Origin of the sequence: Streptomyces sp. NPDC089424, assembly GCF_044749345.1 — a bacterium.
In the GTDB taxonomy this organism is placed as follows: Bacteria; Actinomycetota; Actinomycetes; order Streptomycetales; family Streptomycetaceae; genus Streptomyces.
The window spans coordinates 99973-112295 of sequence record NZ_JBIVHU010000009.1; the positions used below are offsets into that span (position 1 = coordinate 99973).

At 71.9% G+C, this 12323-nt stretch carries 9 protein-coding genes and 1 riboswitch; of the genes, 5 read left to right on the forward strand and 4 right to left on the reverse strand.

All coding sequences use genetic code 11. From position 1 onward, the window contains the following. Positions 1–75 precede the first annotated feature (75 nt). Positions 76–2055: a DNA helicase RecQ gene (gene recQ / locus ACIP2X_RS31410; protein WP_401679519.1), complete on the forward strand. Its 1980-nt coding sequence runs from the start codon at positions 76–78 to the stop codon at positions 2053–2055. 79 nt (positions 2056–2134) lie between these two features. Here the strand turns inward: recQ and ACIP2X_RS31415 are convergent, their stop codons facing one another. Both ACIP2X_RS31415 and fahA read right to left on the reverse strand, forming a co-directional pair. Next, positions 2135–3073 carry a M56 family metallopeptidase gene (locus ACIP2X_RS31415; RefSeq protein WP_401679522.1) on the reverse strand — a complete coding sequence of 313 codons (939 nt, stop codon included), beginning with the start codon at positions 3071–3073 and terminating at the stop codon, positions 2135–2137. 194 nt (positions 3074–3267) lie between these two features. After that, complete coding sequence (gene fahA / locus ACIP2X_RS31420) at positions 3268–4479, reverse strand: fumarylacetoacetase (RefSeq protein ID WP_401679525.1); 1212 nt, start codon at positions 4477–4479, stop codon at positions 3268–3270. A gap of 234 nt (positions 4480–4713) precedes the next feature. On the opposite strand from fahA, the gene ACIP2X_RS31425 reads away from it, so the two are divergent. Then, a complete protein-coding gene (locus tag ACIP2X_RS31425; protein WP_401679528.1) occupies positions 4714–5175 on the forward strand; it encodes a carboxymuconolactone decarboxylase family protein in 462 nt (153 codons plus the stop codon). Between the two features lie 65 nt (positions 5176–5240). Then, entirely contained in the window at positions 5241–6119 is an 879-nt protein-coding gene (locus ACIP2X_RS31430) for an HAD family hydrolase (protein WP_401679530.1), read from the forward strand. On the opposite strand, the gene ACIP2X_RS31435 is transcribed toward ACIP2X_RS31430, so the two are convergent. Then, positions 6083–6565: a transglycosylase SLT domain-containing protein gene (locus ACIP2X_RS31435; RefSeq protein ID WP_401679533.1), complete on the reverse strand. Its 483-nt coding sequence runs from the start codon at positions 6563–6565 to the stop codon at positions 6083–6085. The genes ACIP2X_RS31430 and ACIP2X_RS31435 overlap by 37 nt on opposite strands. Before the next feature lie 3 nt (positions 6566–6568). Next, positions 6569–6746, reverse strand: a riboswitch (cyclic di-AMP (ydaO/yuaA leader). Positions 6747–7027: 281 nt separating this feature from the next. Further along, positions 7028–9022, reverse strand: a complete 1995-nt coding sequence (locus ACIP2X_RS31440) for a CocE/NonD family hydrolase (protein WP_401679536.1) — start codon at positions 9020–9022, stop codon at positions 7028–7030. A 391-nt stretch (positions 9023–9413) separates the two neighbouring features. Between ACIP2X_RS31440 and ACIP2X_RS31445 the strand changes: the two genes are divergently transcribed. Further along, positions 9414–10424 (forward strand): polyprenyl synthetase family protein, encoded by a 1011-nt coding sequence (locus tag ACIP2X_RS31445; RefSeq protein ID WP_401679539.1) that lies wholly within the window; start codon positions 9414–9416, stop codon positions 10422–10424. A gap of 614 nt (positions 10425–11038) precedes the next feature. Then, the gene (locus ACIP2X_RS31450) at positions 11039–12268 is read left to right on the forward strand and encodes an outer membrane lipoprotein carrier protein LolA (protein ID WP_401679542.1); all 1230 of its coding nucleotides are present in this window, start codon (positions 11039–11041) and stop codon (positions 12266–12268) included. Positions 12269–12323 lie beyond the last annotated feature (55 nt).

Below are 12323 nucleotides of genomic sequence, written 5' to 3' on the forward strand. Positions count from 1 at the left end.
GATAACTCCGGGGCTGTCGGTGCGGGCGCCTATCGTGGACGCAGTGGTCGAGAGGCGACGTACGGGGGCACGGCGATGGGTGGGACAGGCGGGGTAGGTGTCATGGCGGTAGCTGAGAGTGAGGCGTTGGCTGCACTCCACAAGGTCTTCGGGTACGAGGCCTTCCGTGGGGAGCAGGAAGCGGTCATCGACCATGTGGTGGCCGGTGGCGACGCCGTCGTCCTCATGCCGACCGGTGGCGGCAAGTCCCTCTGCTACCAGATTCCGGCCCTGGTCAGACCGGGTACGGGCATCGTGGTGTCGCCGCTCATCGCGCTGATGCAGGACCAGGTCGACGCGCTGCGGGCGCTGGGTGTGCGGGCCGGGTTCGTCAACTCCACGCAGGACTTCGACGAGCGGCGCGTGGTGGAGGCCGAGTTCCTCGCCGGTGAGCTGGACCTGCTGTATCTGGCTCCCGAGCGGCTGCGCCTCGACGCCACGCTGGACCTGCTGTCACGCGGGAAGATCTCCGTCTTCGCGATCGACGAGGCGCACTGCGTGTCCCAGTGGGGGCACGACTTCCGGCCCGACTACCTGACGCTGTCGCTGCTCGGCGAGCGCTGGCCCGAGGTGCCGCGGATCGCGCTGACGGCGACCGCCACCCGGGCCACCCACCAGGAGATCACCCAGCGGCTGGACATGCCGGCGGCCCGGCACTTCGAGGCGAGCTTCGACCGGCCCAACATCCAGTACCGGGTCGTGCCGAAGGCCGACCCGAAGAAGCAGCTCCTCGGCTTCCTGCGCGAGGAGCACGCGGGCGACGCGGGCATCGTCTACTGCCTGTCGCGGAAGTCGGTGGAGGCGACGGCCGAGTTCCTGACCAGGAACGGTGTCGAGGCCGTGCCGTACCACGCGGGCCTGGACGCGGGCACGCGAGCGGCGCACCAGGCGCGGTTCCTGCGGGAGGACGGGCTGGTGGTCGTCGCGACGATCGCCTTCGGGATGGGGATCGACAAGCCGGACGTGCGGTTCGTGGCCCACCTGGACCTGCCCAAGTCCGTGGAGGGGTACTACCAGGAGACCGGCCGCGCCGGGCGGGACGGGCTGCCGTCCACGGCCTGGATGGCCTACGGCCTCAACGACGTCATCCAGCAGCGCAAGCTGATCCAGTCCGGTGAGGGCGACGAGGCGTTCCGGCGGCGGGCCGCCGCGCACCTGGACGCGATGCTGGCGCTGTGCGAGACGGCACAGTGCCGTCGGGGCCAGCTGCTCGCATACTTCGGCCAGGAACCGGACCCGGCCGGCTGCGGCAACTGCGACACCTGTCTCACACCGCCCGAGACCTGGGACGGCACCGTCGCGGCGCAGAAGGTGCTGTCGACCGTGGTGCGGTTGCAGCGGGAGCGGGGGCAGAAGTTCGGGGCGGTGCAGATCGTCGACATCCTGCTCGGCAGGCGCACCGCGAAGGTGATCCAGTTCGACCACGACCAGCTCTCGGTGTTCGGCATCGGCGAGGAGCTGAGCGAGGGCGAATGGCGTGGCGTGGTCCGGCAGTTGCTCGCCCAGGGGCTGCTCGCGGTCGAGGGCGACTACGGCACGCTCGTGCTGACCGAGGCCAGCGGCGGCGTGCTGCGCCGGGAGCGGGAGGTGCCGCTGCGCAAGGAGCCGAAGAAGCCGGTCGGTGCGCGGGCGGGATCCTCGGCGTCCGGGCGCGGCGAGCGCAAGGCGAAGGCCGCCGCCGCGGAGCTGCCCGAGGAACTCCAGCCGGCCTTCGAGGCGCTGCGCGCCTGGCGCGCCGAGCAGGCGCGGGAGCAGGGCGTCCCGGCCTACGTCATCTTCCACGACGCCACCCTGCGCGAGATCGCCACCGCCTGGCCCCGGTCGGTGGCGGAGCTCGGCGGCATCAGCGGAGTCGGCGAGAAGAAGCTGGTGACGTACGGGGAGGGCGTGCTGGCGGTGCTGGCGTCCCTGGACGGATCGAGCGGCTCCGCGCAGGCGCCCGCCGAGGATAAGGGCGCGGACGAGTGGCCCGAGCCGGACGCGGAGCCGGAGCCCGAGCCGGACGACTGGACCTGACGCCTGACAGGCCCCCTCCCCTTCGGCGCGCAGCAGGTCGAGCGCCTGGCGGACGGTGTTGCGGGTGGCGCCGTACTCGTCAGGAGAGTGCGGTCAGCCCGGGGGCGAACGTGATCAGCAGGGGCAGCAGCGGCACCAGAGCCGCGGCGGTCGTCGTCAGGGCCCGGTGCCGGCGGTCGAGCCGGGCGGGCGGCTCCAGGAGGCGGTCCACGCGTTCACCGAGCAGGCGATGGCTGGAGGCGCAGGAGAGGACCCCTCGGTGCTGGTTGAGTTCGATCAGGGCCAGCGCGGTGGTCAGGTGGCCGCAGCGGCGGGAGGCCGTGTCGTCGGCGGAGAGTTCGACCAGGCGGTGCGTCTGGTCGCAGAAGTGGGCGAAGAGGGGGACGCGCGGGAACCCGGTGGCGAGCGCGGTGGACAGGTGCAGCAGCCAGTCGTGACGGGCGCGGGCGTGGCCGCGCTCGTGGGTGAGGACTGCATCGAGCTGATGGTCGGTGAGCCGGTGCAGCGCCCCCGTCGTGACGATCAGCTGGGGCGGGCTGCCCGGCATCCACCAGGCGTCGGGGTACTCGTCCTCCAGGACCAGCAGCGGCCCCCGGGCGGCGGGCAGTCCCGCGGGCAGGTCGGGGGCGCGTTCCCGGAGGTGTGCGCGGGCCTGGCCGCGACGCCGCCTGGCCTCGAACAGCTCGCGCACCAGCATCGCCGTGGTCCACGCGGCACCGCAGGCCAGCAGCAGGGTCAGCGTGGCGGCCCAAGGGGGCGCCGCCGACAGGTCGTAGGCGGCGGCCACGCGCGGCGGGGCGGGCGCGAAGACCTGGTCACGCACCGTCTGGAAGACGGCCGCAGCGCCCAGGACCAGCGCGGTCAGACAGCACAGCAGCACCGTGGCCACCAGGCACTGCCACACCCACAGCCCGACGACGGGCTCCCGTTCGGGCCACGCGGCGCGCACCAGCGCACCCGGGGCCGGTACGGCGGCGGCCAAGGCGACGACGCTCAGCAGGAGCAGGCAGACGGTCATGCCACGGGCTCCGGATCCTGGTCGGGAGGGGGCGGCTTCGGGTCGGTGCTGGTCGGTGCGGTGCGTATCTCACGGCGTACGGCGTACGCCGCATGCCGCACAGGCCCGCGCCGCGGACCGCGCACCGCCCGCCGCCAGTATGACGGTGACGGGCGGCCGCGGTCAGCGCCGAAGCCGCCGCTGTAGCGGAAACCTCACTCCGCCACGACGCGTCCCGTCACCTCGCCCAGCCCCACGCGCACGCCACCCGCGCCCGGAGCCCAGGCCGTCATCGTCACGACGTCGCCGTCCTCCAGGAACGTGCGCTTGCCGTCGGGCAGTTCGATGACGTCGCGGCCGTTCCAGGTCAGCTCCAGGAGCGAGCCGCGCTCGCCCTCGCCGGGGCCGCTGACCGTGCCCGAGCCGTAGAGGTCGCCGGTGCGCAGGGAGGCGCCATTGACGGTCATGTGGGCCAGCTGCTGGGCCGCCGTCCAGTACATGGTGGAGAAGGGCGGCTCCGCGACGACGTGGCCGTTGAGGGCGACGGAGATCCGCAGGTCGTAGCCGCCGGGCTCCTCCTCGGCGTCGTCCAGGTAGGGCAGCAGGGGGTGCGTCCGCGAGGGCGGGGCCACCCGCGCCTCGTCCAGCGCGTCCAGCGGGGTGATCCAGGCCGACACCGAGGTGGCGAAGGACTTGCCGAGGAAGGGGCCGAGGGGGACGTACTCCCAGGCCTGGATGTCGCGGGCGGACCAGTCGTTGAGGAGGCACAGCCCGAACACGTGGTCGCGGAAGCCGGACAGCGGCACGGGGGTGCCCATCGCCGAGGGGACGCCGACCACGAAGCCGACCTCGGCCTCGATGTCCAGGCGGACTGATGTGCCGAAGACCGGTTCGGCGTCGGCCGGGGCCTTGCGCTGGCCGGAGGGGCGGACGACGTCGGTGCCGGAGACGACGACCGTGCCGGCGCGGCCGTGGTAACCGATCGGCAGGTGCTTCCAGTTGGGCGTCAGGGAGTCCGCGGCGTCGGGGCGGAAGATCTGGCCGACGTTGCGTGCGTGGTTCTCGGACGCGTAGAAGTCGACGTAGTCCGCGACCTCGAAGGGCAGGTGCAGGGTCACCGAGGACAGCGGGTGCATCAGGGGCGCGAGGGACTCGCGGTGGGACGGCACGGTGACCCAGGCCGTCAGTGCGCGCCGGACATCGGACCAGGCCGTGCGGCCCGCGGCCAGCAGCGGGTTGAGGGTCGGGCGGGCCAGCAGCTCGGCGTACGGGGAGCCGAGCGCCAGTGCCGCCGCGCCGGCGTCGAGGACATGGTCGCCGAGACGGACGCCCACGGTCCGTTCGGCGGACCCGGCGGGTGAGAACACTCCGTACGGAAGGTTGTGCGGACCGAAGGGGTCGCCCTCGGGGACATCGAAGGGGGGCATGGGGTGCTGCCTCACTTTCGTACGCGCGGTCCATGCGGTCGCGGATCACGTTACGGCGGCGGCACCTGTCTTGGGCAGTGTCCGACAGGCCGGAAAGGTTCTGAATGTCCCGAAAGGTGTAGCGCGCGAACGGCAGAAGATCCGTCCCGTCGATCCGTCACAACGACCGCCCCCGATCCGTCAGTGCGGTGAAGGCAAGGATCGCACCGGCCACTGACAACAGGAGGCACCACCATGCAGGCACGGATGACGAACCCGGCGTACGTCCTCCCGGGCGCGCTGAAGGGCATCGGGACGCTCCTCCAGGCCATCGGGGAGAGCGGGCTGGACCGGGAGGTCGCGGAACTGGTCGGGCTGCGGGTCAGCCAGATCAACGGCTGCGGCGCCTGCGTCCACGGACATGTCGACAATCTGCGCAAAGCGGGCGCAAGCGAGGAGCGCATCGCCTCGGTCGCCGCCTGGCGGCACGCGCCTTTCTACAGCGACGCCGAGCGCACCGCGCTGACCCTCGCGGAGACCGTGACGCGGCTGGCCGACCGGTCCGAGGAGGCGGTTCCGGACGGGTTGTGGGACGAGGTCGCCGACCACTTCGACGAGAGGGAGCTGTCGGCGCTGATCCTGACCGTCTCCCTGACGAACCTGTTCAACCGCGTCAACACCACGATCAAGGAGCCCGCGGGCACCACGTGGGGGTGAAAAGCGGACAGTGGGAAGGTAGTTGGGAATGAACGGTGGGGGTCCGGTGTCCGTATTCTCTGATCATGGCCGCACCCACCGCATATGCCGCGCGCACCGAGTACGCGCGCACCGACTACGCCCTCATCGCCACTGACCTGGACGGAACGCTGCTCCGCGGCGACGACACGGTCTCCGACCGCTCGCTCGCCGCGCTCGCGCGGGTCTCGGCGGCCGGGGCCCGGCATCTGGTGGTGACCGGCCGGCCGGCGCCGCGGGTGCGGCCGCTGCTGGAGATCCTGGGCGGCGGCGGGCTCGCGGTGTGCGGCCAGGGCGCCCAGCTGTACGACGTCGGCGCGGACCGTCTGCTGTGGTCCGTCACGCTGGACCGGGAGCTGGCCGAGACGGCGCTCGGCAAGATCGAGGCCGAGGTCGGCCAGGTGTACGCGGCCGTCGACCAGGACGGCGTCGACGGGCTCACCCTCATCGAGCCGGGCTATCTGATGCCGCACCCCACGCTGCCCGCGGTGCGGATCGATCGCCGCGACGACCTGTGGTGCGCGCCGATCAGCAAGGTGCTGCTGCGCCATCCGTCCCTGTCGGACGACGAGTTGGCCGCGGTGGCCCGCGCGGTGGTCGGCTCGCTCGCGACCGTCACCATGTCGGGGCCGGGGACGGTCGAGCTTCAGCCGTGCGGCATCACCAAGGCGACGGGGCTGGCGCTGGCGGCCCGGCATCTGGGCCTGGGCCCGGAACGGACCATCGCCTTCGGGGACATGCCCAACGACATCCCGATGTTCGACTGGGCCGCGTACGGCGTGGCCATGGCCAACGCCCACCCCGAGCTCAAGGCGGTGGCCGACGAGGTCACCCTGTCGAACGAGGACGACGGCATCGCCGTCGTCCTCGAACGGCTGCTGGCCGAGGCTCAGTACGGGCCGAAGACGTTGTCGATGGAGCCGTAGCGGTCGGCCGCGTAGTTGCAGGCGGCGGTGATGTTGGCGACCGGGTCGTACGGGTCGTACGCCGTGCCGGTCACGTGGTAGGCCTCGAAGGTCGGGTCGATGACCTGGAGCAGGCCCTTGGACGGGGTGCCCTTGGCGGCGTTGGAGTCCCAGTTGTTGATGGCCTTCGGGTTGCCGGACGACTCGCGCATGATGTTGCGGTAGATGCCGTTGTACGACCCGGGAATGCCGTTCTGTGCCATGACGTCGAGGGACTGGCGGATCCAGCCGTCGAGGTTGTTCGTGTAGTACTTGACGGTCGAGGGCATGGCCGTGGGCGCGGCCGCGGAGGCGCTGGTGGCGCCGATCAGCGGCAGGGCGAGTACGGCGGCGCCGGTGCCTGCGACGGCGAGCCTGCGGGCGATGCGGGCAGTGCGGGTACGACTGATCTGACCGTTTGCAGCCATGGGGACTGTCCTCTCCGGCGCCTGCGAGGTGAGCTGTCGGGTTCGGGCGGGGAGCTGCCCGGCCGCCTCTTGCGAGTGCGACTTCACCCCGAGCCGTTCCGGTGTGCCGTGGTGTGCGGCGTCCGGTCCGGCGGCCTACCTGGGTCCCCCGCTCCTGCCGTGCGGTGAGTGAGTCCGTCATGGGTGGCGCGGGCGGCGGCAGGATTCGGCGTTCCGCCCGACTGGCCCGGAACGTATGCGAGAGCACATGTCCGAAACAAGTGGTCGTTTCACCTATCGCAGGATTTGATCTTCGAAAGGCGACTTGGCCGCTCGTGATCCTTTGCAGCCGAAAAGAGTCAACTCGGCCGTGCGCAAAGGCGGATCGCGGCAGCCGTGTAAGGGACTCGTGAAGACGCCCGAGTGAGCCAACTCACGTGCGGGCAGAAGAATGGCAAATCGGGCAATAGGCCCAAGTCCTAGTCAACCGGCGGTCCGTGGAATGCGCTTCTCCCACGTGCGATGAAAGACCACCTCGGTGCCATGGGTGCAAATCACCTCATTTGAGGTCAAAAACTCCTCCGCGGTGCAGGTGATCTCCGCACGCGTGCGGACCGTCGTGTCCCAGGCGAGTTCCGGGCGGTGCAGCCGGATCGTCCAGTCCGAGCGGGTACGGGCGGACAGCGGATCGGCCTCGCGGACCGCGTACGTCTCCCGCGTGTCCTCGGTGAGCTCCAGCCCGTCGGGGTACGCGCGCGGGTCGCCGTGGCCCGGACGGACCTCCAGCCGCCACTCGCCCTTGGCCACGTCCCGCACCACCAGCCGCTCGGGGTGCGGTTCGTCGAGGGTGGCCGCCTCGGCGGCGCCGAGGGGTGCGGACTGCTCCGGTTCCTCGAACGTGAGCGACGGGACCGCGGTACACGCGCGTACCGGCAGTTCGAGAGTGCTGCCGGCCGGATCCACGGTGAAGCCGGCCGCCGAGTCCGGCTGGGGCCAGATCCAGGGCCAGTACGCGGAGGCGAGGGAGAGGCGGATGCGGTGGCCGGGCGGGAAGGCGTACCCGATGCCGTCGAGCTCGACCGTGACGTCCTCGGTGGCCCCCGGGGTCCACGGCACGGCCCGGTCCCGCCCCTCGCGCGCCGACAGGTTCAGCACCCCGCGCGTCACCAGCGTCGAGGAGCCGTCCGGCGTCACGTCGCACACGCGCGCGACCACCTGCCCGCGCGGCACCTGCGAGGTCAGCCGCAGCCGCACCCGTGGCCGCCCCAGTACCCAGGTCTCGCGCGCCACCGCGAAGTCGAAGTTCGCCCCGCGCGCGTCCTCCTCCCGCTGGTCCGGCGGCAGGTCGGCCTCCCTGCCGAACGGGACGAAACGCCCCGCGTCGACGCCCGTGTGCTGGGGTGAGCGGACGAGTACGGGCGCGCCCTGGAGGGCGTACGTGACCGTCGTCACATGGGGCGAGGGCCAGGCGGGCTCACCGGTCCAGCGGCCGGGCAGCGTCCCGTACCGGGGTGCCGGGGGATGCGCGTCCATCACGTACGACCGCAGCAGGGGCTCGCCCATGACCCCGGTGTCCTTGCCCTTGAGCCAGTGGTCCCACCAGCGCAGGGTCTCCTGGAGGAAGCCGATCGCCGGACCGGGCGGCAGGTCGCGGTCGGGGTACTGGTGCGACCAGGGCCCGATCAGGCCGCGCACACGGTCGGCCGGAAGGCGCTCGACCAGACGGAGCACGGTGTCGCGGTACGGGTCGTGCCAGCCGCCCACCGCGAGCACGGCGGCCTCGACCGCGCCGTAGTCGTCGACGGCACCTCCGGCCCGCCGGTGCTCGTCGCGCACCTGGTGGCCGAGCCAGGTGTGGATGAGGGGGTCGACCTCTTCGAGGCGCCGCAGCCACATGTCCCGCCAGGCGTCGCCGACGTACCGCGGATCGGGTGGCCGGCAGGCGAAGGCGAGCAGGGTCGCCGCCCGTGCGTGCATGTCCGCCGCCAGGACGGAACCTCCCAGGTGGTGCCCGTCGTTGTCGTAACGGTCGTCCGGGGAGCAGACGCTGACGACCGCCTTGAGCGGCCCGGGCGCGAGGGCCGCGATCCGCAAGGAGGTGAATCCGCCCCAGGAGATGCCGAACATGCCCACCTTGCCGTCGCACCAGGCCTGCGCGGCCAGCCAGTTCACCACCTCGACGCCGTCGCCCGGCTCCGTCGCCGAGTACTCGTCCGTCGGTGTGCCCTCGCTGTTGCCGTGCCCTCGCACGTCGACGCGGACGGAGGCGTAGCCGTGGCCGGCGTACCAGGGGTGGCGCTGGTGGTCGCGGGGCGCGGTCCAGTCGGTCAGGCGGTACGGGAGGTACTCCAGGAGCGCGGGCACGGGTTCGTCGGTGATCGGGCGCCATACGCGCGCGTACAACCGGGTCCCGTCGGGCAGCGGGATACGGAGGTCCTCGTGAGTCGTCTCGTAGGGGAAGGACGTACGGATGTGCATGGGCGTGACCCCTGGGAGGGCTTCAGTGGACCGCACGCGGAGTGCGGCGCGGCCGGGACGCGGAGGCCGTCGCCACCGGGGCGGCGGGCGCGGACCGCGCCGCGTGCTTGCGGCCGGACGGGTGACGGCGGCCGGGTGCCGGCGGGCGGCCCTCGGGGCCGGTCTCGACGGCGCTGCGGGACAAGGGTCACCTCTTCCGGCTACGTCGATAAATACCTGCTCATATCAACTGATCAAAAACATACCCGCAGTGATCCGATACCGCCTGAGGTGTAACGGTGGGCGGCCTCGGTGATCGAAACGTGACCGGATACGCTGACTTGAGTGAAGGCAGCGACCTATCGACATTCCGCGTAATCGCCAGTAGACACCAGCAGACAGGAGACCCCTCGTGACCGTCGTCGGGCCGTTCGGGCTGAGCGTGCGGGACCAGGCTCTGGAAGCCGATGTCCAGGCCGGATTGGCGGCTGTCGAGGAAGGGTTGCTCGAAGCCACCAAGAGCGAGGTCCCCTTCATCACGGAGGCCGCGCAGCATCTGGTGCGGGCCGGCGGGAAGCGGTTCCGGCCGCTGCTCGTGATGCTGGCCGCCCGGTTCGGCGACCCGTACGCACCCGGAATCGTGCCCTCCGCGGTGGTCGTGGAGCTGACGCACCTCGCGACGCTGTACCACGACGACGTGATGGACGAGGCCGCCGTGCGCCGCGGGGTGCCTAGCGCGAACGTCCGCTGGGGCAACTCCGTCGCCGTCCTGACCGGTGACTTCCTGTTCGCCCGCGCCTCGCACATCCTGGCGGACCTCGGTCCCGAGGCGGTCCGGGTGCAGGCCGAGGCGTTCGAACGGCTGGTGACCGGTCAGATCCTGGAGACCGCGGGCCCGTCGGACGGGCGCGACCCGGTCGAGCACTACCTCGACGTGCTCGCCGGCAAGACGGGATCGCTGGTGGCGGTGGCGTGCCGGTTCGGCGCGATGATGTCCGGGGCCGACGAGTCGGTCGTGGACGTGCTCACCCAGTACGGGGAGCGCCTGGGCGTCGCCTTCCAGCTCGCCGACGACGTGCTGGACATCGCGTCCGACTCGCACGAGTCGGGCAAGACGCCGGGCACGGACCTGCGGGAGGGCATCCCGACGATGCCCGTGCTGCGGCTGCGCGAGCGGGCCGCCCGGCTCGGGCTGGCGGAGGACGTCGCGCTGTGCGAGCTGCTCGCCTCCGACCTCTCCGACGACGCGCGGCACGCGCAGGCGCTGGCCGCGCTCCGGGCGCATCCGGCGCTGGAGCAGGCGCGGCGCGACACCGTCCGGTTCGCGCAGGAGGCGCGGGCGGCACTCGCCCCGCTGCCCGAGTGCGACGCGAAGACGGCGCTGACGGAACTGTGCGACGCCGTGGTGCACCGGGCGGGATAGCGGTCCGACGGCTTCGGCCGTCCGACGTGCGTGGGTGTTTCGACGGTTCGGCCGTCCGTTTCGATTCGGCCGTCCGTTTCGATTCGGCCGTCCGTTTCGGTTCGGCCGTCCGTTTCGGTTCGGCCGTCCGTTTCGGTTCGGCCGTCCGTCCGTCCCCGTTCGGCCTTCGGACCGCATTCGGGCCTGCCCGGCTCGGACTGTCGGTCCGGCTCCGGTCCGTTGCCCGGTTCGGCCGTCGGACCCGGCTCCGGTCGTCTGCCCGGTTCCGCCGGCGGACGGGTCCGCGGACCGGTGGGTCGGCCGGCCGGTCTTCGGGCCGGTGGGGGCCGTGCCGGCTTCTCGGGCCGCTCGTCCGGCCCTCGTGACCCCCGTAGTACTCGAGGCTCCCCGTCGTACCCCTACGGGTAGGGGGTGATGCCGTCGTGTCGTGTCATACCCCAGCAGTACGCGGAGTTGGCTCCCGGGTCTGACGCATCTTGCCGCCTGATTTGGTCAGATGGAGAACACGGGAACACACCACTCCTCACCGATCCGGGTGAGAATGGCGGCTCAGGGTGGGACCCCTGCGAGGACGCGACGAGGCAGCCGCCGCCGACGACGGAGGTAAGGCACACATGGCACCGTACGAATCCGACGACACCACGGCCGTGGCCGACGCGGACGAACTGCGCGCGGCACGGCGGCGCAAGGCCGCCCGGTACGTCGTCCCGGCGGCGGTCCTGGGATTGGCGGCGGGCACCATCGGGCTCGTCCCCGCCCTGGCCGACTCCGGCAGCCCCGACCTGCCGAAGATCACCGCCGAGGAACTCCTGGAGAAGATCGCCGCGTCGGACGTGGAGCAGCTGTCCGGCACGGTGAAGATCAGCACCGACCTGGGCCTGCCCGACCTGGGCGGCCTCGAGGGTGACCTGATGTCCGGCGCCACCCCGTCCGGCGGCGAGGGCTCCTCCGCCGACCCGTCGGCGAAGCTGACCGAGCTGGCCACCGGCACGCACACCCTGCGCGTCGCCGCCGACGGCCCCGACAGGCAGAAGCTGTCGCTGCTGGAGAACGCCGCCGAGTACAGCCTGATCCACAACGGCAAGGACGTCTGGGGCTACGACAGCGCGTCCAACGAGGTCTACCACGGCACCTCGGACGAGGGCGCCGAGCGGGGCGAGCGGGGCGCGGACGAGGCCCCGGCCACGCCCAAGGGGATGACCGAGGAGGCGCTGAAGGCGGTCGACGACACCACGTCCGTGACCGTCGACGGCACCGCCCAGGTGGCCGGCCGTGACGCCTACAAGCTGCTGATCGAGCCCAAGCAGTCCGGCTCCACGGTGGGCGCGATAAGCGTCGCGGTGGACGCCGAGACCGGGATGCCGCTGAAGTTCACGCTGACCCCGGCGAGCGGTGGCGCCGCCGTGGTGGACGCGGGCTTCACGCAGGTCAGCTTCGCCAAGCCCGCCGCGTCGACCTTCGACTTCACCCCGCCCAAGGGCGCGAAGGTGACCGAGGAGGGCAGCGTGGAGGCGCCGGAGCACTCCTCGCAGCGGCCGGAGGAGGAGGACCTCGCCAAGGGCCTCGAAGGGCTGAACGTCATCGGCGAGGGCTGGACCTCCGTGGCCGTCCTCGACTCCGGGGCCGAGGGCGCGGCCTCCGGCGCCGGGCGCGGTGACATGGGCGAGCTGGGCGCCGCGGGTGGCTTCCTGGGCTCCCTGGGCGACGAGGTGAAGGGCAAGTTCGGCTCGGGCACGGTCTTCAAGACCCGCCTGGTCAACGCGCTGATCACGGACGACGGCAAGGTCTACGTCGGCGCGGTCACCAAGGACGCGCTGGTGAAGGCGGCCGACTCCGCGAAGTAGACCGCGGGCGGGCACCGACTCCGGGCCCGTGCCCGGGGTTCGGTGCCGGCGTGGG

What these genes read in the sequence shown, in the direction of transcription:
- recQ (WP_401679519.1), top strand. Translation starts at nt 76, where the DNA reads ATGGGTGGGACAGGCGGGGTAGGTGTCATGGCGGTAGCTGAGAGTGAG.
- fahA (WP_401679525.1), bottom strand. Translation starts at nt 4,479, where the DNA reads ATGCCCCCCTTCGATGTCCCCGAGGGCGACCCCTTCGGTCCGCACAAC.
- ACIP2X_RS31425 (WP_401679528.1), top strand. Translation starts at nt 4,714, where the DNA reads ATGCAGGCACGGATGACGAACCCGGCGTACGTCCTCCCGGGCGCGCTG.
- ACIP2X_RS31435 (WP_401679533.1), bottom strand. Translation starts at nt 6,565, where the DNA reads ATGGCTGCAAACGGTCAGATCAGTCGTACCCGCACTGCCCGCATCGCC.
- ACIP2X_RS31450 (WP_401679542.1), top strand. Translation starts at nt 11,039, where the DNA reads ATGGCACCGTACGAATCCGACGACACCACGGCCGTGGCCGACGCGGAC.
- ACIP2X_RS31440 (WP_401679536.1), bottom strand. Translation starts at nt 9,022, where the DNA reads ATGCACATCCGTACGTCCTTCCCCTACGAGACGACTCACGAGGACCTC.
- ACIP2X_RS31430 (WP_401679530.1), top strand. Translation starts at nt 5,241, where the DNA reads ATGGCCGCACCCACCGCATATGCCGCGCGCACCGAGTACGCGCGCACC.
- ACIP2X_RS31415 (WP_401679522.1), bottom strand. Translation starts at nt 3,073, where the DNA reads ATGACCGTCTGCCTGCTCCTGCTGAGCGTCGTCGCCTTGGCCGCCGCC.